Raw genomic sequence first — 22,966 nt, 5'->3', positions numbered from 1 at the left:
GTTTAATACTGAAAATACTTAGTTCCGGAAAAATTACAGGCCCTGAATTAAATGTTAGCTTTTTTAAACTAAACCAATCATTAAACATTCTTAAACCATATCTTATGAAAAGAACCAATATCGCCGCATGCGCATGCATGCTCTTACTGCTCAATTCTTGCATAAAAGAAACAGCAGACATAAACCAGGTATCATCAAATAAAAACAGCCTGGCCTCATCCACCGACGGGCCTGTAAAAACGCCCGGCATAGACTGGGCTTCCACAACCAAAACACAATTTATAGCCAATGCAGATGGCAATGGCACAGCTGAATTCACGCTGAACTTTGCGGCAAAGAAACCAGGCATACAAATACAGGCATTTACCTTTCTTGCATATGAAACGAATGAAAATGATGCTTTGTCAATTTTCACAAAAGATATACCTGCCTTTTTCAGCCCCACATCTTATTATGGACAAGCTAAAGCTATTACCACCATCAACGGCACCGATATTGAATTACCTGGTGATGGCAGTATGGTACCGGTTACATTCACTATTCATTACAATGTGCCTTCAGTAACGGGCAATGTAAAAAGCGGCGACACTGTTTCTGTGCAGTTGATCAGTATTGATTTCGTTAATAAAACAAGCCCTTATATTTTATTGCAAAGCCTTGCTTCTCCGCTGTCACCGCAAATGATGATAACAGGCGCCAGGCCCCAATTAGGACTTAATATCTATGATCCCGACGTTTTGCATTTGGGCTTAACCCGCATAATGGAACTTCAATATATTTCCAAAGGCGGCTCGCTGGGCATTAATAATTTACCATTGCATATTAACTGTTCAAACACAAGGATAAGAAACAAACTGATTGTTAAAGATGAATATGGCCAAACGATAAATACAACAACCGTGCGTGATGGAGACAACTATATGATACATTTCCCGCAAGACTATAACCTGAATGGAATAAATACGCATACTTTTTATGTATATGCCAGTGTTTATCTCATGTATGGTCATGCGTCAATACGCACCAAACTGCAACCCGCTTCTTCCTTTGCATGGATGGATATTGCAGGCGGCCAAACCATGCCTTTTACAAATGAAAACGAAGTTTATTATCGTGATTATCCAAAAGGGCTGGTAACGGTTACGAAGAATTATTGATAGTGAAAACTCAATAAAAAAGTTTAGCCACAGATGCACAGATAAAAATCTATGCATCTGTAGCTTTTATACCAGTATCAATATTTCTCAATCACTCCCAAACCAAACAAGGCAAAATCATATTTAACAGGATCATTGGCATCAAATTTTTCAAGCTCTGTTGTCAATTCAACGGCGGCATTCCCAGTCGGTTTGCTTTCGATGATAGCGTATGAACCCGAAATGTAATTTTTAAAGAAAGGTAGACCTTAAATAAAATTATCATTAAATTAGCATACCAATTTTATCAACCTTAATGACTGCATTATGCTAAAACTAAATACCGTATATCGAAATAACCATACCCATATTAATAGATTTATCTTCTTTTTGCTTTTAATAACTGCGGGTATAAGAAGTTATGAGCAACAAAATCAAATTGATTCATTACAAATCGAATTACTTAAATCAAGAAGAGACACCAACAAAGTAAAAACCATTCTTCGCAATTCAAATTACTACTCTATAAGCGGCAATATTTTAAATGGCCTGTATTATGTAAATGGGGAGAAGAGTTAGCTGACAGTTTACATTGTGCAGAAGGAAAATGCAGGAAATATCGACTGGCAAAAGGTTTGGGTGGCAATGATGATGAATATGCTTTCAGTCCAACAAACTAAAAACTTTCACTATGAAAACAAATTCAACCGCCAGCAACGTTTTTAGGCGCATATTACCGGCTGGATATCCGTCCCTTTTACTACGGAAAATGCCATCTATTTTAATAACTACCCGAAGGTGCAATAACTGTAACACAAAACTGATTGCTTTCACAAATATTTTAAAATATACTTCTATGAAAAAAACTTTAGCCACTCTAATTGCCTTAATGACAATTATTTCTTTTTTATATGCACAACCCGGAAGCTTAGACAGCAATTTTGGGGTAAATGGAAAGACAGTGATTACCGGCGGTCAATCAATTGCGCTACAGCCAGATGGCAAGATCCTGATTACTACCAGCAGCGGGAGCAATCGGGTTAGTATAACGCGTTATTTAAAGAACGGCAAAATAGACAGGAACTTTGGAAACAGAGGAACAGCATCAACAGTATTTATGGCTTCATATTTACTGCAATCATCAAACCAGGTTGCAGCAATGCCCGACGGGAAAATCATTGTTGCATCAGGTGTGTTTAATGGGGATATACAGGAAGCTTTTCTTTGTGTAGCCTGTTTTAAATCAACAGGTTTGATAGACAGCAGTTTTGGCACCAACGGACAGGTTGAAGTGCCTGTGGCACAATGGGGCGCAACTGCTTCGGGTATTATAATTCAACCCAATGGAAATTTTATTATATCCATCGCAAACAATGATTTTAGCATACAGCGCATAGCAGCAATACGATTTAAAAAAAACGGAGTTGAAGATAAAGACTTTTATATACAATTCAGTATATATGATATATGCAATGCTATGGACGCGCAGGCTGATGGCAGAGTTATTATAACAGGAAGTTCTGAAGGAAAATTCAATTTATTCAGGTTTAACAAGAATGGTTTAATAGATAAGACTTTTGGGAAAAAAGGCAATACGGTACTTCAAAATAATTTAGAAGGATTGGATGTAGCAGTATTACCTGATGATAAAATTGTTGTAGTTACAGCTGATTCTACATTAATACAATTTCAGTCAAACGGGAAAATTGATACCTCTTTTGGAGAAAGGGGGAAAAAGCACCTTTCGTTTAAAGCCAATTCAGTTGCAATACAAAAAGACGGAAAAATAATTATCGCAGGCAGCATAAATAATGGAACAAATACAGATTTTGCCATAGCCCGTTACCTTCCTTCAGGTCTTCCTGATAAAAAATTTGGCAGCAACGGAATAACGATTACCGATTTTGGTGGTTCAGAACAAGCGTTGGATATGGCTATTCAAACAGATAATAAGATTATAGTCAGTGGCAGCGGCGGGCTGGCAAGATACAAAGCCGGCCATGTTGCTTCTTTTCAAAATATTTCTACAGAAATACAATTATCATCCAACATTATGCTACAGCCTAACCCTGCAAATAACTATATCACTATTACAGGGTTGAAACAACACACTAAAAAAATAGTTGAGATTACCAATGCTTTCGGAATGTTGGTATTTAAACAAATTAGCAACGATGAAAGTTTACGATGTGATATAAGCAGCTTACATCCTGGCATTTATTATGTTTCTGTGAGCGACGCGACAGGAATAGTAAAAAAGAGTTTTATAAAGGAATAAATTATATTATTAAAACGGATAAAGCTGTACACATTGGCAAAAAGCTTTAGCGGATAGTAGTAATAATTATACTAACTACTCTGATGCAACAGATGAGGTTATATTACAGATTAATAGCGATAATACAGACTGGCCCAGTCTTTTGAAACTAAGCCAGTCTGATACCGCTGAGAATGAAACAGGAAAATTTGCTTTAATAAGAGACTTGGTTTCTCATCTTTATATCAATACTTCTCCATCACTCCCAAGCCAAACAAGGCAAAATCATATTTAACAGGATCGTTGGCATCTAACTTTTTAAGCTGTGCTGTTAATTCAAGTGCAGCATTCCAATCGGTTTGTTTACGTTGCAATAAATTCAAGCGTTTCGCAACCCTTGCTACATGCAAATCAACCGGGCAAATTAATTGGGAAGGACTGATATTTTTCCATAAGCCAAAATCAACGCCTTTATTATCATTGCGCACCATCCACCGCAAAAACATATTCAAGCGTTTACAGTTTGATTTTTTTTCTGGCGTTGCAATATGTTTTTTAGTTCGAAGCGGCACATCTTCCAAACTAAAAAAATAATGATGAAACCCGGTTAACATTTGCTCAACAGTACCGCCCCATTTGGTGAATGCAGTTTCCAGGGAATTATTATGACGATAATGATATTGCAAAAATTCAATAAAGTATAAAAGATCGGTTGTATTAAAAGTGCGATGTTTAAATTCCAATAATTTTTTCAGTCTTTTCAAATCTTCATTCACGCAAAATTCATGCGGCTGCATATCCATCAACTTCATCAATTCCTTTGACTTATTGATAATTGTTTTCCGGTTACCCCAGGCAAAAATGCTGGCAAAAAAACCCGCGATTTCTATGTCCTGCTTTTTGGTAAAAAGATGGGGAATGCTGATGGGGTCATCCTTGATAAAAGAAGGCTGGTTGTATAATTCAAATTTGCTGTTGAGAAATTCTTTCAATCGGTACATACTTATATACTGCTCAAACAAAGGCAGGAAATTAATTTAATGTGATTCGTGCAAAAACCATTTTGTTTTTATAACTACAAGGTGCAATAATATTATTCGGGTCTATGCTCACAGCTTTATCAATTAATAAATGATATTTTAAATTCATTACAATCAAATGCGCATATTTAAACCGGTTGTCGTTTGTTAATACAATATATCCTGTAGTTTTTTTATTGCCGTGGTATTGATCAAACAAGATATTAAACCCCGTTGTTGATTGAAATATAGTAGCATTATTGATTAAAGATGTCGTTTCTTTATCCAGCTCTCCTGTAAAACATTCTACACTTTTTACATCTTTTTGTTTTTCTAACACGATTGAAAAAAGCCGGAGATCTTCGGGGTTTGGCTTTGCAGTCGGGATTACGGTTTCTACATAATCATAAGTACCATTTGTTAGAAAGTCATTGAACCCGAAATAATACCGCTGCTGACTATATAAAATATTGAAAAGAACATTACTGTTATATTTTCTGGATAATAAAACCGAGTCTTTAACAGGCTTATTGACAGATTTAATAAAAAGATTCATCCGATTCTTATTTTCATAACCGATTATTTGAAAGTTTTTTGTTTTTTTGAATACTGAATCTTGTATGAATTTATTTGTTATGACAGTATCAGGTTGTATATCTTCCAGATCTGCGTTAAGATGCCATAAAAAAATGCCTTTGGTTGAATCTGCTTCAAAACCTGCACAAACCGTATAGTTGCCATGATACTCAGAAATAGTAAAACTTTCGTTCATCAGGCTCCCATAATTTAATTGCTTCAAAGAATTAATTGTATGATTGTTGTTCAGATTTATCCTATACATCGTGAGCGTGTAAATTTGGCTTTCCTGTTTACTTAATGCAAGAAAAAGATTGCCATCTTCATTCAGCATCAAGCTATTGATGGAAGATGTATTCACATAAAACGGCAGATGTTGGGAGCCGCTGTGCATGTTATCAAATCCAAAATACCTGTAATCAATATCTATCACACCAGGCGAAGCGCTTATGAATTTCACCAGTGCAAACGTTTTTTTATCTTTCGACGTGATAATATTATAAGTATAATCGTTAACGCCGGTTCCTGCTTCCGCGGATATACTGTCAATTGCCTGGAAATTTATGCACTTGCCCACCTCATTAAATACTGCGCGTTTACAGAAGTACACACCTTTATTTAAATATTGGTAGATAACTTCAAATGAATCATTTCTGTTGATAAAGGCAACATTGTACTGTTCACCGTATTGCAGGATATGTGTTTTCACATGCTTCTTTACATGCATATCCTTATCATATATAATAATTTCCGATTTTTTAGGCTTACCGTCCGGCGTTTTCCAAATAAGAATATCATCTTTTACCTGACCTATAATATTAAACTTTGAAATAATGGCATATGACTCCGGCAACGAGTAACGAATTTTTTGACCGGCAGAGATAAAAGGCAGGCAGAAAAATAAACTAAGAGTAATAAGATTGAAAGCTACTTTCATACAATATATTAAAGGTGTAATGTTGAACTAAAACATCCCAAATATACAGTGTGTATAAATTAAATGTTATTCCGGGATTTTGATTTTCGGCAATCACTAAATTGCATTTTTCTATGGATAAGTTTATTGTTTCAGCGAGAAAGTACAGGCCGCAAACTTTTGATACGGTTGTGGGCCAGCAGCATATTACGACTACTTTAAAAAATGCCATCAAAAACAAGCAGTTGGCGCATGCATTTTTGTTCTGCGGGCCGCGTGGTGTAGGTAAAACAACCTGTGCCCGTATTCTTGCCAAAACCATCAACTGTGAAAACCCGCAGCCGGATGGTGAAGCCTGCAATGAATGTAATTCCTGCAAAAGTTTTAACGAAGGCACTTCGCTGAACATACATGAATTGGATGCGGCGAGTAATAATTCTGTTGATGATATAAGAACGCTCGTTGAACAGGTGCGTTTTATGCCACAGGCAGGCAAATACAAAGTCTATATAGTGGATGAGGTGCACATGCTGAGCGCTTCAGCTTTCAACGCTTTCCTGAAAACGCTGGAAGAACCGCCACCCTATGCCATTTTTATTTTAGCCACAACAGAGAAACATAAAATCCTGCCTACCATTTTATCGCGTTGCCAGATATTCGATTTCAAGCGTATTACTACTAATGATACGGTCGAACATCTACAGGAGATTGCTGATAAAGAAAATATAAAAGCAGAAAAATCAGCGTTGCAAATCATTGCGCAAAAGAGCGAAGGCTGTATGCGTGACGCCCTGAGTATTCTTGATAAAATTGTAAGCTTCACCAATGGAGAAGTAAATTACCGGAATACGCTTGAGCACCTGAACATCCTGGATGAAGATTACTATTTTAAATTACTCGATAGTTTATTACAGCAGGATATTGGCGCAGCCATGTTACTGTACGATGAAATAAACAGCAAGGGTTTTGAAGGCGATATGGTGCTGAACGGCTTTGCTGAATTTTTGCGTAACCTTTTGGTGAGCAAAAACGCGAAGGCTGCTTCTTTGCTGGAAGTGGTAGAAGGCATGCAGGAAAAATATATCGTCAAAGCCGAACAGGTGAGCATGAGTTACCTGGTGAGCGCACTCAATATTTTAAATGAGTTTGAGATAAATTATAAAATGGCGCGTAATAAAAGGCTGCATGTTGAGCTGGCACTCATTAAATTAAATTATCTGCAGCAGGCGCTTGAACTGGTGATTGAAAACGGGAATGTTGTTAAAAAAAAACGGGTTGATGCACCCGTAATCTACAAGAGCAAAACCATTGAGCAAACGCAGGGCGCACCGGTAAAAAAAACAGAAGCAAAGGTTATTATTCAGCAGCCGGCAAAAGGAAAAATTGCATCAGCATCGCCACCACAACCTGCTTCAACTAAAGCTGCAAACACAGTTAAAGAACCTTCGGTAAAATATGCTGCTCCTAAAAATACCAATGGCAAAAACCTGTTGGAGGCTTTGCGTGAAAAGGTTGGCGCAGATTATAATGTTGAAGAAGTAAAAGATGCTGAGCCGTTAACACAGGAAAGGCTCAATGAAGTGTGGAATGATTATGCAGCCACGCTGGAAGCACAGCCGAATAAGCACTCTACTTACCAAACATTCAGGATTGCTAAACTGAACGTGGAAACAGATAATCTCTTCACCGTAACCGTTCATGCATTAACCCAGCAAAAATTTGTTGAACAGGAAAAAACATTGCTCTGCGATTTTATACAACGTGCATTTTATAACCGCAGCATTAACTTTAAAATTCTGATTGAAGCAGGCGAAGAAGAAGAAGTACCTATTCATCTTACACTAAACAGCCGCCAGAAATTTGAACGCATTGCTGAAAAATATCCGCTTGTAAGAGAATTAAAAAACAGGCTGAACCTGGATATTGATTATTAGGAAAGAGAAGTTGATTGGCTGATAAGGTAAGAATCAGGAAGTGAACCCGTAAACTTTGAAACAACATTCAAAATTCACGGGTTCATTTTTAATAACAATTGCGCCATCTTATTTTTCAAACACTTCCTCAATTACTTTTCCTATGCAACCGCTGGGCATTTGAATATGCAGCATGGCTGCAACAGTTGCCGCAATATCTGTCATATAAGTTTCGCGGTTGGTTTTTCCCTGTTTTACATTCCACCCGTAAAACAATAAAGGAATGTGCGAATCGTAAGGGTTCCAGAGGCCATGGGATGTGCCAATACCGGAGCCGCTCACATAACCAGGTTTTAGTTCAATAAGAATATCTGAACTGCGCGGCGGGAAATAAGAATTGCTGAACATTAATTTCTGCACATCGGGCAAAGTTGTGGTGCTTACATTTCTCATGGAAACGGCTCTTGCCACACCCGGTTGAAGCTCTGCAAAATCAATGATAGTTCTTTCCACTGCATTCCTGTCAAGATTTAAAGAATCTATCACTTTATTGTTTAAAAGTACCTGGCCATTATACTGGCCTTTTATCAGCCTGCCTGATTTATATTTTTCCAATAACAATTCATTTAACCCTTTACCGAAAGTTGCAGAGCTGAACGGCCCGCCTGGTAAATTATGTTTTACTGAATAACCAGGGCTGTTCGCACCTGCATGATCTGCCGTAAGAAATACTAGGTAATTTCCTTCACCCACCTGTTTGTCAAGAAAAGAGAGGAATCTTCCCAACGTTGAATCAAGTTTTATATAATCATCCATTTGTTCCCAGGAATCGGGGCCAAAGGCATGGCCCACATAATCAGGAGAAGAAAAACTCACTGCCAAAAAATCTGTAGCGTTGCCGCTGCCGAGGTTTTCATTAATAACGGCAGCTTCAGCCATCGCTTCCAAAAAAGTATTGCCATACGGCGTGGATGTAATTTTTGAATAATCTTTCTGAATATAATCAGTGAGTTTATAAGGAAAATGTGTTTGTTCTTTTCCAAAAGGTTTTGCTTCGTAAGGTTGTTCATCATCTCCCGCATATTCTTTATAAAGATTTTCAGACAGGCTTAAGGTCCAGTTAAGTTTATACAAAGAATCCTGCAGGCGGCGGTTGTTGAAAGCATTAACCCACTGCGGCAATTCATTCATGTAATAAGTGCTCGTTATAAATTTGCCTGCTTTGGCATTATACCAGTAAGCTGCATTGGCCACATGGCCTGCAGGCAATATAGAGCCACGGTCTTTCATAGAGATACCAATTACTTTAGATGCGTAATTGGTAGCAATTCTTAATTCATCTGTTATGGTGGTAACAATATTATTACGCGGGCTCATTTTGCCAGCATCGTCTGAAGCGCCAACTGTATTCACAGAATTGTCTTCCACGCAATAGACTTCCCTGTCTTGAATATTATCATACCAGTCATTACCAACAATACCATTAATAGCGGGCACCGAGCCTGTATATACGCAGGCATGGCCTGCGGCTGTTACAGTGGGTGTATAAGGTATAAAAGTATTTTCGGCACTAAAGCCTTTATTCAGCATTCTTTTAAACCCGCCGCTGTTGCTGTATAACGGATAATATTTATACAGGTAATCCCAGCGCATCTGGTCAACAACAATTCCTACAACAAGTTTAGGCCGCTGCACCTTATCTGTTACAGATGGCTGTGCAAAGCTGGTGGCATATAACAAAACTGCAATCGTTATTAAATATGTATATTTCATCATAACTAAAAATAATTAAGGGCAAATGTAAAACCTGCCCATAATCTTAATGCCGGTATTGTAATTATTAACTATCGAATAATATAGAAGTGCTGCTAAATTAAATGCTATTGTGAAGAGTGATACCACGCACAACTGACCACGCACTTTAATTACCACTACTTATAAAGTTTCTCATAATATTCATGTGCCATGCGGTTACTGTCGAACTGTACACGCACGTCACGCATGCCATTCTTTCTTATCTGGCGCCACGTATCAGGCTGATCGTAGTACAAAGGCAATATCTGCTGTTCCAGTATCTCATATATCTTATCAAGATCATAGGTATCCTGCTCCTGCACATTCATATTCCTGTAATCTGCCTTTGGCACCACAAAACCATTATTTCCATTATTAATAAACTCCGGTATCCAGCCATCATCAGTAGAAAAATTAATAGCCCCGTTCATAGCAGCCGTCATACCGCTTGTGCCGGAGGCCTCCCGGGGCACACGTGGGTTATTCAGCCAGATATCCGAGGCCTGTTTCAAACGTTTGCTCAGCGCCAGTTCATATCCAACGAGCACTGCAACATTTTTATAATTCTTGCTTAATTGAACAAGGTTGTTGAATTGTGTAATGGCAGGATAATCCACAGGATAAGGCTTGCCTGCCCAGATGATTTGCACCGGGTATTTTTTATTGTTTATCAGCGCATTAAAACGCTCCATATCCCACGAGAGAAAGTCTGCCCTTTTATATCCTGCAAAACGGCGTGCCCAAACTATGGTTAAAATACTGGGGTTAAACAGCTTGCCGGTTTGATCGGCAACAATCTCAAAAGCACGTTTTTTCAAATACCATTTACGGTCATCAAAACGCCAGTCGTTGTTTTCATCCATAGAAGCATATAACTGCTTATCGGCCCAATAGCGCCAGTTTTGCGCATTGGTGATGGAAGTGATAGGGGCAATACCGCTGTATTTACTCCACATTTCATTCGCTACTTTTCCATGCAGTTTTGAAACACCGTTAGCCATTTTTGCAAACCGCAGCGCCGTCAGCGAATGGTTAAACTGGTCATCTTCAATGCCTGTTAGCTTTCTAACTTCATCAATGCTAAAGCCGCAGAAATAACTCATTTTCTGACACAGGTAGATATCGTGTTTTTCATTTCCCGCTTCTTCAGGTGTATGCGTGGTAAATACCAGGTGCTGCCTGAGTTTCTCAACGCTTTTATATTTCTGCAATAAATAAAACGCAGATGAAATGCCATGCGCTTCATTTAAATGATATAAATCGGGATTGAAATTTAATTCATCTATCAGTTTGGCGCCGCCAATGCCCAGCAGCATAAACTGCGCAACTTTTGTGGAAACATTGGCATCGTATAAACGGTGACAGATAGTTTGAGACACATAATCATTCTCCGGTAAATCGGTGCTTAATAAAAATAGAGGCGCCGAATTAAATGTTTCGGGATTGAGATAATAGGCCTTCACCCAAACAGGCACATCGTGCACAGTTATCTGGAATTTTATGCCTGTATCTTCAAGGAAGCTATATCTTTTTTCCATCCAGGTTACCTGCAGGGTTTGATCCTGGTTGCGGGCCTGGTCGTAATATCCGTATTTCCATAAAATGCCAATGCCTATAAGATTTTGTTTTAGCTCATAAGCGCTGCGAAGATGTGAACCTGAAAGAAAGCCCAGGCCGCCGCTGTAAATTTTCAATGGCTGATGTATGGCAAACTCCATTGAGAAATAAGCAACTTTTTTAGAATAACGATCGTCTGATGTATAGGGAACTTTAAAATTTTTAAAATCCATAGCTCTGTTGATTTTTTATAAAAAGCGCCGCAATATAACGTTAAAATGATAAACGTACTTTTTACACAATCAGCAAGTAATTCACGCGCTATTCGGGTTTTGCTTTTTTGGCGCGCTTTTTCTTTTTAAAAGTAAAATCGAAGGGGCAGGTTATGCCGCGATGGTTGCCGCAGTTATTTTCTTCTTTTACCGTAACGGCGGTTGTTGTAAACTTAAAACGGATTACACAGGGATCTCCGCTTTCTGTAAAGATGCCATCTTTTTCACCTGTTAAGTTCAATGTGCCTTTCAATTCACCAATACAATCACTGCCTTTTTCAAAATGCACAAAAAAGAAATAAGAGTTTGCATTTTTTCCATCACGTATAGAAATAAAATTCTTTTTATCTTTTATATAATCACCGCTGTATTTGTTGGCAACGGGAAGCGTATCTATCGGGTTAATAATTTCGTTATTTCTCGCCGTGTCTTCATTTGAATCACTTAACACTTTTGAAAAATTTCCGGCAGACGCACTGTAGGCAAATCCATTTCTCGTATAAAGGCTCACATTATTAATTATCTTTTCCTTTTTGAGAATAAATGTGGGTTCTGTAGTTATAGAAACACTATGATTATAACCGTCTTTTTCATTGGAAACCAATAGCGGGAATGATGAAAGGAATGCGTGCTTATCATTCAAAACAAAAACCCCGAGGCTTGTTTGCCGGCTTTCTGAAAAAGTTGCCAGTAAAAAATCTTTATCATTTGTATGGATAATACCAGCTGGGTGAATAACCGTTTTCTCCGCATTTTTTACAAACCCTTTCCATGCGGTATCAGCAATAAATTGAGTAAAAACAGCAGCACTTATAACCGTTGAATCACCAAAATTTTTCAAAACAGTGTCACGGATATAAGCGGGAAGTTTCAGGTTTGGGAATGCTGCAAGAAAATCTTCGGCTTTGATCTTTTCATTGCCGGCGAGGTCTGCTTTACCATGCTTACAGCCATAAAAAAACAAGAAGAATACGAATAACACGCAGGTTTTCTGCATAGAAGTATTTAATAATTGCATAAACTTATAAAAATCCCGGCACTTTTAAAAGCGGAATTAACGTATTCTATATTTCAAAATTTGTGCATAATTATTTGCCGCTATATCTTTGCACATGGCAACAATAAATAAAGATTCAAAAGCAACCCGTTTTTTTGGTGAAGGTTTAACCTTCGATGACGTTCTCCTGATGCCTGCTTACAGCCAGGTTCTTCCCCGGGAAACCAACATTTCAACAAGACTTACAAAATCACTTAAACTTAATATTCCCATGCTGTCTGCAGCCATGGACACTGTTACAGACGCCAGTCTTGCCATTGCTTTGGCAAGAGAAGGCGGGCTGGGCATTTTGCATAAAAATATGTCGGTTGAAAGACAGGCTGAGCAGGTGAGAAAGGTAAAACGCAGCGAAAGCGGTTTAATTGTTGACCCTATTACGCTTACGCCCGATGCAACCATTGGCGATGTATTCAAACTGATGAAAGATAATAAGATCGGCGGCATTCCGATTGTTGACAAGAACAATTTTCTCGTTGGTATTCTCACTAATCGCGATTTAAGGTTTGAAACGGATAAGAAGAAAAAGGTAAGTGAGGCTATGACAAAAGAAAACCTTATTACCGCGCCTGATGGCACTGATCTCAAAAAAGCAGAAACCATTCTGCATAAATATAAAATTGAAAAGCTGCCAGTTGTAAACAAAGCCGGCAAGCTTACGGGGTTGATTACCTACAGGGATATTTTACAACTCCGCAATTATCCGCATGCTGTTAAAGATGAGTTTGGAAGACTGCTGGTTGGTGCAGCCTTAGGCATTACAAGAGATTTAAATGACCGGGCGGCAGCGCTCGTAAATGTAGGTGTTGACATTGTAACCTTAGACAGTGCCCACGGCCACAGCAAAGGCGTAATTACCGCTTTAAAAGGATTGAAGAAAAACTTTAAAAACCTGCAGGTTATTGCCGGTAATATAGGCACGGCGGCAGGCGCGAAAGCTTTAGCAGAAGCAGGCGCTGACGCCGTGAAAGTAGGCATTGGCCCGGGTTCAATTTGCACCACAAGAATTGTGGCAGGCACCGGCGTGCCGCAGCTAACTGCCATTATGGAAGCAGCCAATGCCTTAAAATCTTCAGGCACACCGTTAATTGCAGATGGGGGCATTCGCTATACAGGCGATATGGTAAAAGCACTGGCCGCCGGCGCTGATACGGTGATGATGGGAAGCATTTTTGCCGGCACGGAAGAAAGCCCCGGCCAAACCATTATTTATGAAGGAAGGAAGTTTAAAGAATATCGCGGCATGGGAAGCATTTCGGCTATGGCACAAGGCAGCAGCGACCGTTATTTCCAGGACGTGGAAGACGACATTAAAAAGTTCGTGCCAGAAGGCATTGAAGGCCGCGTTGCCTACAAAGGATTTTTAAGTGAAGTGGTTGCCCAGTTTAACGGCGGTTTGCGTGCAGGTATGGGTTATTGCGGCGCAAAAACAATTGCTGATTTGCAAAAGGCCACCTTCGTAAAAATTACCAATGCAGGCATGCGGGAAAGCCACGCACATGACATTGAAATTACACGGGAAGCACCTAATTACAGCAGGAAGTAGAAGTCGGTTTACAGCCTAAAGAAGGAAAGAAAGAAAGTTGTATTGACACAACAATGATACAAAAACAGCGAAGATTAAAAATTGGTTTTCAATAGTCAAAATTCTTTGATGTTTCTTGCCATAAATATATGTGTTATGGGCAAGTTTGCTGATGCACTTCTTAAAATGGATTGTTTTCAAAATAAATAAATTATGAAAAGAAGTTTCATAACAGCACTACTTTCAATTTTACTCGGCTTTTATTGTATTGCTCAAGATACCATTACACTAAAAAATAGTGATGACATTAAAGCAAAAGTTTTAGAAGTGACAACTACAGAAATAAAATACAAAAAATTTGAAAACCTTAATGGTCCAACTTATTCAATATTAAAATCTGACATATTATTAATACGTTATGAAAATGGCACGAAAGATATTTTTAATGAAGAAAAAAATAATAATGGAAATTATCTTCCTTTAAATAAATCATTTTCTGAAAGAACTTTTTATGTGGAAAAAACATCAGAAGGTTATGAGCAAGCAATAATTGATAAGTTATTAAAGCTAAATATAATTGTCACCACAAATAAAGAAACATCTGACTATACTATTAAATGCATAATATCCAAAAATGGTGGTTGGGGTGTACCTGCAGAAGGAAGTATTGTAATTCTTGAATCAAAGACCGAAAATTCGCTTTTAGTATCAAAGTCTGCGAAAGGAATGGTTAACATGTTTAGAGGATTTCAAAATCCCCGTTTTATTATAATGAAAAAAATTGCAGACAATTATCTAGAGGATTTAATTGAGCAACTTAAAAGCCAAACCAATTTACAGAAATAACTCATTTTTCCTGTGCTGCTAAAACGAACAATATGTTTAATCTTCTCTGTTCTTGAAAACTCAGGTATAGCCAGAGAAAATGATATTGCTAATCCGTTAATCTAACCGCAACATGTAAAAGACACAATAACTATTAGACCAATAATTAGTATCAGTAAAAACAAAACGATCTTCTTTTTTACCTGGAAGTTAAATTGCGGATCATCCATTATTAAACCAGTTTGGCAGATAATGCTTTGCTAAAAACAAAAATAATTCTCATCTTATCAGCACCACCGTTCCTTTTTTCATGTAAGGTTTACCGGTATAATCAACGGCTTTTACCATCCACACAAAAGTGCCTGCGCCTTGCTGTTTACCATTTACAGTTCCATCCCAGCCTTTGCCATTTACAGAAGTGCGGAATACCAGTTGCCCCCAACGATTATAAACATTAAACAATTCAACACGCTGCATACCGGCAGCTATGGGTTTTAAAATATCATTTCTTCCGTCACCGTTGGGGGTAAAGCCGGTTGGCACAAATACCGTTGGTGAAGTGGCATAGACTTTTACAGTAAGCGAAGCTGTATCAACACAACCCGCCTCATTATACACAAAAACCGTATAGTGAATGCTTTCATCAGGCATTGTATAAAGAGCAACAGGGTTTGAAATGCCGGCATTTGAAAGGGAAGCTGGTGGCTGCCATTCGTATCTCACCCCGCCCGTTGCATTTAACTGTAAAGGTTGATTAATAACAACCGCCGTATCATTTCCGGCATAAGCTTTCAGAATTGGCAAAACCGTAACCGTTACTGTATCTACACCCGGTTTAGGGCAACCTTTTGTGTCGTAGGCAGTTAATATGTAAGATGCGGTTTTGCCCGGATAAGCCGCCGTTGTAAGCGAGGCAGGGTTTTGCAAACCCGTTTGAGGCGACCAGGCAAATGAACTACCATCGGTGAATCCATGAAGCGTGGCCGATGTGTTAAAACAGATCATTGTATCGTTACCGGCGGCAGCAACAGGATAATCAACTGTTGAAACAAGTATGTTATCCTTTGCAGTGCAGCTTCCAATTGCTGCAATCACTTCATAACTGGTGGTGCCAGGCGGTGTTGCCGCCGGCGTCTTTTCAAAAGCATTGTTTAAAGATGCAGCCGGCGACCAGGTATATTTCAATGCATCGGACACAATGTTTAATGAAATAACATCACCGCTGCAAATAGTTGTATCAGCCATAACATTCAGCTCCACATGATCTGTTACATTTACAATAACAGAATCCCGGTTAAGGCATCCGTTATCATCCAGATCAACATAATAAACAGTTGTTGCAGGTGGCGCTACAACAGGCGATTGTGTATTATTATTGTTCATAAACATAACCGGGGACCATGTTAATGCGCCGCCGGTATTTGCAGATAACTGCACAGAATCTGATTTACAGATAAGCGTATCCTTAAACAAGAGGTTAACCGGCGGCTTGTCCATAATGTTCACCGTATTAAAAACAGTATCCATACAACCCTTCGTATCTGCAGCAATCAACCTTACATTCTTCAGGCTGTTGGAAGTATAGGTATAAGATGGATGTTGCAATTGCGAAACATCCGTAGCCGTATTATCATCAAAATCCCAATCCCAATAATTAATCAGCCCATAAACGGAAGAAGATGTATCCGTGAATTGTGTTGGCTTGTTCGTGCACAATCCGTTAAACATAAAACCTGCTTTAAAGCCCGGGTAAACCCTGATAGATGAGGATGTTGAATCAGCGCATTCGCCACCTTTATTAATCACCAGTTTCACACGATATACACCCGTGTCTGTAAAAGTAAAACCGGGCTGCTGCTGTGTTGTAGTAAAAACGGTATTCCCTTCATTATTGATAAACTGCCAATTCCATGTATTTATCAACGGGCTGGTTGAAAGATTGGCAAGGCTGATGGTTTTCGTATCAGCGCATAATCTATATTCAGGCAGCAATGTAGCAGCCGCAATAGTGCAGGAGGTAATGGTTACCTGTAAATCTTTTCGCTGTGTGGCAATTACAACGTTATTACGTATTTCATCAACGCAAACGGCTATTACATAAGTACCCGCAGGCGGTGCAAGGCCTGTTATAACACCTGTATTGGGATTGATAGAAACATTAGGGCCCAATGGTGAACCGCCACTATAACCTTGCCCATAAGGCACAGAACTGTAAGGCGGCGGGCTGGGCGGATTACTGCGCTCCCCTCCAAACCCGCCACCGGCTGATTCACGGTATGCATTGCTGAACGTGTAACGCAGTTTATCACCGTCATCGTCTTTTGCGGCAAAACTGTAAGAGAAAGAATTATTGGCGCACATTACTACCAGGTCATCTCCTGTAAACCTTGCGCTGTTATTGGCCGGCGCATTTGCAATGCCTGTATTGCCCGGTATTTCTGCCGTATAGGTAGCCCCAATCTGGTTGTAACCGGCCACAAGGTTACGCATATCATCAACCCGGTATACAACACTCGACGATAGCACATAACCATTTTGAGAAGCAGGCAGCGTTACAGAGAAATTGTAATAACCGGCACGATAGCAGATAAGCGGCGGATTGGTCATGCATGGGCCGCCGGCCTGCTCACTGATAACCTGCGTTGACGATAAAATAACGCTTACATCTTTTATTCTCGCATTCGTACCCCTGTCAAAAAAAGATATATAAGTAGGATTATTAAATTCTCTTGCCGTATTACAAATCATAAAGAGTTTAAGGGTAATATTATAAGTATACTGGCCTGAAGAAGAACCGGTAAGTGTATAATATATCTCACCGCCTGTAATGTGGTCTGCCACGGCAGCTTTGGCCGAGGAAAGCAGGATATATAGTAAAAAAAACTTTTTCACATGCCGGTAAGAAAGGTACAATTTTCTTCAATCAGCACAATGCCGTTATTCAACAGGAATATGCAATTACAATAACCGGGTAATAAGCAAAAGCGTTGTTTGAATGTAATTTTTTTTAGAGAAGATGGCGCCTGCAGTTCTCCTCACTCCAGCCACACCGTTTGTGTAAAGGCGCCGTTAACGGCAATATCCCATACTTCGGCGCGAACCCATTTCCTGTTTTTTAAATTGATATTGAATGTAAAATCCTTATCACCAAAAGCAGTGGTATAGTTTAAGCTGATGCTATCGCGATAAACATTTTTTCCGTCACCGGAAATTATTTCCACAAACTGCAAAGGGAAAGTCCAGTTTAAATGCATATTAATTTTTACGTTGCCGTTTGCATCAGTCTTTGCCATTTCATTTGTTGATTTGCCATTCACGGTAAATGAAGGGATCAATACTTCACCCGTTGTTGTAAAGAATTTTCCCTGCTGCATGGCAGTTAAAACCGGTTGCCAGCCATCATCAAACTTTGGCAATGTTTTTAATTGCAGGTAATTCACATTCAAATGTGCATACATTTCATTTTCAGGTTCAATGGTGAAAACATCGGCTTCACCAATTACATGCTTTTTCAAACCCCAGTTATTCATATCATCCATTAAATCCAAAACACGTTTACCCAAACGCGGTTGTGAAAGATCGGCTGGCATTGCCTTCCAGGCTGCCCCTAAAAAATGATCAGAAGCAAAGAAAGATGCGTTCTTATATTTATCAGGATAATCAACAGACCCCTTTGTACGCGGATGCGCCGTCCAGGCCAATCCATTTTCATCTTTCAATAAATTGAACATGTCTGTTGTATCACCAATATGATAAATCTTTCCATGTTGTTTATCAAAACTCAAATAAGGTGTATTTGTATTTCTGCTCATGATCCAATACACCGGTTTTGGAAAAAACGCCAGCCAATGACCGCCAAAAAACTCATTGGGCTCTTCTCCCGGCAACAATAAAAAATCGTTACCCGATAATCTTTTGCATTGCTCAAACAGCGCCTGCAATTCATTCAGCCTTGTACTGTCAGGCCCTTTTGGATGAGCAGTATAATGAAACTCTGCAAGGTGAACAATGTCGATGCCGGTATTCTTAAAAACATCAACAAATGCAGGGCGTTCAGGTACCGGTTTTCCCTTCAGCACCACATTTATAATAAACTCATTATGAAAATGGCTGCTCATGGTTTTATAACCGGGCAGTGCAACATACCGGTCGTTATGCGTAAACTTTTTTACGGCATCCAAATTTTTACCGGCGTTGCTGCTGCTTATCAAACAAAAGAAATTTAAACGCTGCTGTGTACCCGGCGGTGCATTAAACCAGGGCACAAAGCGTTTATCACCTTCGGGCTCCTGCCTTATACCCATGCCAAAACCTTTCAGCATGTTCCGGTAATTATTGCCATACCAAGTAAACTTCAAATTAAAAGCTTCATCCAGCGGGTAAAAATATTGATGCGGCGCAGGGAATACGGCAATACTGCCACTTGTATTATCAGCAGCAATTGTTCTGTATTTTACTGCTATATTTTTTGCTGTATCAGAAGCGTTAAGAGCAGTAGTAACCAGTTCATTGTTTGTGTTATTCCATACAATGTTATTCCATTCTTCCGCTTTACTTATTAAACCCGCATCATATAAAATAGCTGTTGAATCAATATTAGCAGAAAGCACGGCAGCCACATTAAATAAGGGGCTTCCGTTATAAACCGTTATTTCCAGGAAACCATTAAAAGAAGCAGCCTGCACATTATAAATCCTGATTATGGTATGTGAGCCTTCTGTAATAACCGCCGCACTGTCTTTCAAAAAATTTACAACATAAGACTGATGCGGTTTCAACGGTACTTTATCAAAAAAAATATTCCAGCCATTTTGAGAAACAAGGTCACGTTTGCCAACAGTTAATATAAAGGCAGGATCAATGTTATTAGCAATATTCTTTAATGATGTTTTATCACCTGCTGAAATTGCTTTAAACAACGGCTTATTTTTTGAAAGATCAAGTAACATCTTTCCATAATCATCATTGCCTGTTGGCCAGCTTATTGAAATAACACTATCGGTAACAAATAATGACGTTTTACCTTTTTTATCATACTGGTTAGTGCGAACAAGACCTTGCGAATAACCAATAACGGAAATGCATAAACAAATGGCGGGTAATAAATATTTCATGCGTGCATATTTCTTTTAAATTGTCTTATGGAACCTCGCTATGTATTCCCTGGTGTGGGAGAAATTATCAAGCCGGTTTCATCAGTTTTAATTACTGTTACAGAATTCGATTAAAGCAGCAACCGTTTCCGGCTTTTTGAAATTCACCTTATTCTTTTTTGTATAATCTTCTATCACGCTTTCTTTATCGGCAAAAACTTTTTTTATATCTTTTATATTGGTGATCAAAATGTATTTTCCTTCTTTCTTTAAAAAGCATGCCGTTTTGTTCTTAAAGCTATATTCATCCGGAAGCGATAAGGAATAAGCCCTTCCGCCCCGCTTAAGGTCTGTAATATTTGTAACTGCGGTTGTTTGCGATTTGCCAAAACCGGTTTCATTACCCGATGGAATAATATCAGATGTATGTTGTAAAAGCAAAGCAACAGGCGTTTGCGTGGCTACTTCGTAAAACAGGTTATCGCCCGGCACAAACTTTTTACCGTTCAGGTAAACCGTATCTATTTCCTGTATCTTATCCAATGCGAGCAATTGTTCACCCTGTTTAAATACCATTTCCTGCGTGAGTGTGTTATAGTTGAGCTGCGTTTTTGTAACTGTTCCCGATTTTTGTAATACACTTCCTTCCGTAAATTCCGGAAATAAAAATTGGGTTAATTGTCTCTGGGCAAATACGCCGTTATATGCAAGCATTACGGCAAGTATTAATACATACTTTTTCATGATTGATATATTGCAGGATTAATAAATCTTTTCAACAACCGGCCATCCATTTTTATATACAACCGGTTGAATACACATTACACGCCGTACATACTTATTTTTCTTTTCTGCCCTTGAAGCAGCCGCTTCCCTGTTCCATATGGCATGGTAAGCCATCCATATATGTCCATCCTTATCGTGCACAATTGAATTATGGCCGGGCGCAAACCATGTATCATCTTTTGCAAGAATAACGCTGCTGCTGTCCGCGCGGGTTTCTCCCAGTCTTGTAAACGGGCCAAAAGCATTGTCGGCACGTGCAACCATTACTGCATAGTTAGCATTATCACCACAACAATTATCGCCTGAATAATACAAATAATATTGGCCGTCATGATAATCGACCCAGGCGCCTTCAATAAGTTTTGTATATTCTTTTTCAGTGTTGGTAAATAATAAAGGAATGGCTTTACTTCCTGCAACGGTATCTTTCCAGTCATCTGTTAATTCACTTATGCTAATGGGTGCAAAAGCAGAGCCCCAATACATAATTTTCTTTTTTGTCTTTGGGTCGGTCATTGCCATCGGGTCAAGTACTTTAAAATCTTTTCCTTTCATCAGCGGCGATCCTTTATCAACAAAAGGGCCGGTTGGTTTTGATGCAAACGCAACACCAATACACATGCCATACGTTGTATCATCGCTTTTTGCACAATAAAACATTACATATTGTTTTATGTCTTCATCATATAAAACATGTGGCGCCCAGTAATTCTGTGTAGTGCCTGCCCATGAAGCTTTTTGCGGCAGGGCATCGCCAAGATAGGTCCAGTTAAAAAGATCAGTTGAAGAGGCAAGCTGAATATTATTCAGTTTGCCATCATGCCTGCCGTTGGTGGCATAAGCATAATATTTTCCATCGTGCGCAAGTATCACAGTTGGATCAGGAAAGTCTGTATTGATTACAGGATTGTGTTTTGTTTGCGCATGGCTAACTATCGAAATGAATAAGATAAAAATGATTGAAAAATATTTCATGAGTTGATGAGTTTAATGAATGATGTTTTTGAACTTTCAACGTCATTTCGACGATAGGAGAAATCTCTTGAATTATCAACAACTTTAATTTCCAGAGATGTCTCGTACCTCGACATGACGAGTCACAATCTTAACGTTTATTCAAACTATCATTCAAATTATTCGTATCATAAAACAAACGGCAGGCACCGTTTACTTTCTTTAATGCAAGCCCTAAAACTTTTTGTTTATTCAACAACAACAATTGCGAACTATAATTCTCGCAAGGGTTTTTTCCATCCGACGGTGAAGCAACAGGCGCTTTCACTTCAGTCCACAAACCTTTGCCATTATTACGGTTTATCATAAACACATTGCCATTTTCATCAGCCAATTTGTTATCATTATTTTTATTCAACACCTGTCCTATCAACAACAATATACCATTCTTTGTTCCGTCATCAAACCATGCAATTGTTGGCGCATGTGAAAAATGATTTCCATTAGTTGATTCAACTCTCACACCCAAATCTTTTGCATCGCCCCAATCATCGCCATCTTTTGAGTAACGTATATACGTATCGCAGTTGTTGCCGCATACTTCATAACACATAATATACCTGCCATCAGGAAGCTTCGCTACTGTTGGCATTCCGGGGCGTTTGATATTATCATTTACGGCAACATCTTTTATATCATTACTCCAGGTTAAACCTCCATCTGTTGAAATGCGGTGGGCTATTATTTGATTATAACCTTGTGCTTTATATTCTTCGCTTGAAAAAAACATTAATAAATTTTGTTTATCATCCACCATAAACTCAGGTTCCCATAAACCAACCTTACCTTCAACTGCAGTGGAATAAAACTGCCATGTGCGTGCCTGATCTTCGCTTTTATAAATGCGGATAGAACAAGGGGTTCTTGGTGTTTGATCTGTGCCAACAGAAGTTGCCCAAAACAATGTACCGGCTTTGTTACCGCTTATTTTTTTTGGGAACGCATACAATTCGCTGCAGCAATTGCGTGGCGGAGTAATTTCTTCAAGGTTTGAAACAGGCTTCCATGTTTTACCGCTGTCTTTACTTTCATAAAATGCGCCGGTATTGCCATTATCAAAGCTTGCAATAAAGTCGCCGTTTTGCATTTGCGCTACTCTTGGATAATAAGCAACCTTATCTGCAAGCATTGTTTGCGAAAAAATATTATTCATCACAACAGAAAAAGCCATCAACAGGAAAATATATTTTAATTGACTGGGCATAAACAACAGGCTGTTATTGAACTTA

The 22,966-nt window shown here is 38.9% G+C and carries 16 protein-coding genes; 5 read left to right on the top strand and 11 right to left on the bottom strand.

The window, feature by feature from the left end; all coding sequences use genetic code 11:
• Positions 1 to 104 precede the first annotated feature (104 nt).
• Complete coding sequence (locus ACTHN6_RS15700) at positions 105 to 1,157, top strand: hypothetical protein (protein ID WP_440436720.1); 1,053 nt, start codon at positions 105 to 107, stop codon at positions 1,155 to 1,157.
• A 77-nt stretch (positions 1,158 to 1,234) separates the two neighbouring features.
• Here the strand turns inward: ACTHN6_RS15700 and ACTHN6_RS15695 are convergent, their stop codons facing one another.
• Positions 1,235 to 1,324 (bottom strand): DUF2400 family protein, encoded by a 90-nt coding sequence (locus ACTHN6_RS15695; RefSeq protein WP_440436719.1) that lies wholly within the window; start codon positions 1,322 to 1,324, stop codon positions 1,235 to 1,237.
• Between the two features lie 668 nt (positions 1,325 to 1,992).
• Between ACTHN6_RS15695 and ACTHN6_RS15690 the strand changes: the two genes are divergently transcribed.
• Positions 1,993 to 3,414, top strand: coding sequence for a T9SS type A sorting domain-containing protein (locus ACTHN6_RS15690; protein WP_440436718.1), 1,422 nt, complete (start codon positions 1,993 to 1,995; stop codon positions 3,412 to 3,414).
• 224 nt (positions 3,415 to 3,638) lie between these two features.
• Here the strand turns inward: ACTHN6_RS15690 and ACTHN6_RS15685 are convergent, their stop codons facing one another.
• Positions 3,639 to 4,394: a TIGR02757 family protein gene (locus ACTHN6_RS15685; RefSeq protein WP_440436717.1), complete on the bottom strand. Its 756-nt coding sequence runs from the start codon at positions 4,392 to 4,394 to the stop codon at positions 3,639 to 3,641.
• Positions 4,395 to 4,425: 31 nt separating this feature from the next.
• On the bottom strand, positions 4,426 to 5,925 hold the full coding sequence (locus tag ACTHN6_RS15680; RefSeq protein ID WP_440436716.1) for a hypothetical protein: 1,500 nt from the start codon (positions 5,923 to 5,925) through the stop codon (positions 4,426 to 4,428).
• Between the two features lie 113 nt (positions 5,926 to 6,038).
• Between ACTHN6_RS15680 and ACTHN6_RS15675 the strand changes: the two genes are divergently transcribed.
• Positions 6,039 to 7,838: a DNA polymerase III subunit gamma/tau gene (locus tag ACTHN6_RS15675; protein ID WP_440436715.1), complete on the top strand. Its 1,800-nt coding sequence runs from the start codon at positions 6,039 to 6,041 to the stop codon at positions 7,836 to 7,838.
• A gap of 108 nt (positions 7,839 to 7,946) precedes the next feature.
• Here ACTHN6_RS15675 and pafA read toward each other — a convergent pair whose 3' ends face one another.
• From pafA to ACTHN6_RS15660, 3 genes are all read right to left on the bottom strand, one after another.
• Entirely contained in the window at positions 7,947 to 9,593 is a 1,647-nt protein-coding gene (pafA, locus tag ACTHN6_RS15670; protein WP_440436714.1) for an alkaline phosphatase PafA, read from the bottom strand.
• A gap of 155 nt (positions 9,594 to 9,748) precedes the next feature.
• A complete protein-coding gene (glgP, locus tag ACTHN6_RS15665) occupies positions 9,749 to 11,401 on the bottom strand; it encodes an alpha-glucan family phosphorylase (RefSeq protein ID WP_440436713.1) in 1,653 nt (550 codons plus the stop codon).
• 88 nt (positions 11,402 to 11,489) lie between these two features.
• A complete protein-coding gene (locus ACTHN6_RS15660; RefSeq protein ID WP_440436712.1) occupies positions 11,490 to 12,437 on the bottom strand; it encodes a hypothetical protein in 948 nt (315 codons plus the stop codon).
• Between the two features lie 115 nt (positions 12,438 to 12,552).
• Here ACTHN6_RS15660 and guaB point away from each other — a divergent pair, with 115 nt between their 5' ends.
• Positions 12,553 to 14,040, top strand: a complete 1,488-nt coding sequence (guaB, locus tag ACTHN6_RS15655) for an IMP dehydrogenase (protein WP_440436711.1) — start codon at positions 12,553 to 12,555, stop codon at positions 14,038 to 14,040.
• Between the two features lie 192 nt (positions 14,041 to 14,232).
• Positions 14,233 to 14,865, top strand: a complete 633-nt coding sequence (locus ACTHN6_RS15650) for a hypothetical protein (RefSeq protein WP_440436710.1) — start codon at positions 14,233 to 14,235, stop codon at positions 14,863 to 14,865.
• Positions 14,866 to 15,123: 258 nt separating this feature from the next.
• Here ACTHN6_RS15650 and ACTHN6_RS15645 read toward each other — a convergent pair whose 3' ends face one another.
• The 5 genes from ACTHN6_RS15645 to ACTHN6_RS15625 all read right to left on the bottom strand — a co-directional run bounded on the left by ACTHN6_RS15645 (position 15,124) and on the right by ACTHN6_RS15625 (position 22,908).
• Entirely contained in the window at positions 15,124 to 17,736 is a 2,613-nt protein-coding gene (locus tag ACTHN6_RS15645; RefSeq protein ID WP_440436709.1) for a gliding motility-associated C-terminal domain-containing protein, read from the bottom strand.
• A gap of 143 nt (positions 17,737 to 17,879) precedes the next feature.
• Positions 17,880 to 19,958 carry a hypothetical protein gene (locus ACTHN6_RS15640; protein WP_440436708.1) on the bottom strand — a complete coding sequence of 693 codons (2,079 nt, stop codon included), beginning with the start codon at positions 19,956 to 19,958 and terminating at the stop codon, positions 17,880 to 17,882.
• An 87-nt stretch (positions 19,959 to 20,045) separates the two neighbouring features.
• A complete protein-coding gene (locus tag ACTHN6_RS15635; RefSeq protein WP_440436707.1) occupies positions 20,046 to 20,681 on the bottom strand; it encodes a hypothetical protein in 636 nt (211 codons plus the stop codon).
• Positions 20,682 to 20,699: 18 nt separating this feature from the next.
• Positions 20,700 to 21,698, bottom strand: a complete 999-nt coding sequence (locus tag ACTHN6_RS15630) for a glycoside hydrolase family 43 protein (RefSeq protein ID WP_440436706.1) — start codon at positions 21,696 to 21,698, stop codon at positions 20,700 to 20,702.
• A 130-nt stretch (positions 21,699 to 21,828) separates the two neighbouring features.
• Positions 21,829 to 22,908 carry a sialidase family protein gene (locus tag ACTHN6_RS15625; RefSeq protein WP_440436705.1) on the bottom strand — a complete coding sequence of 360 codons (1,080 nt, stop codon included), beginning with the start codon at positions 22,906 to 22,908 and terminating at the stop codon, positions 21,829 to 21,831.
• Positions 22,909 to 22,966: the final 58 nt, after the last annotated feature.

The organism is Parafilimonas sp., assembly GCF_051953455.1.
Lineage (GTDB): Bacteria > Bacteroidota > Bacteroidia > Chitinophagales > Chitinophagaceae > Parafilimonas.
Note: the sequence above shows the minus strand (reverse complement) of the source record. Positions and strands in the feature narration are given on the sequence as shown.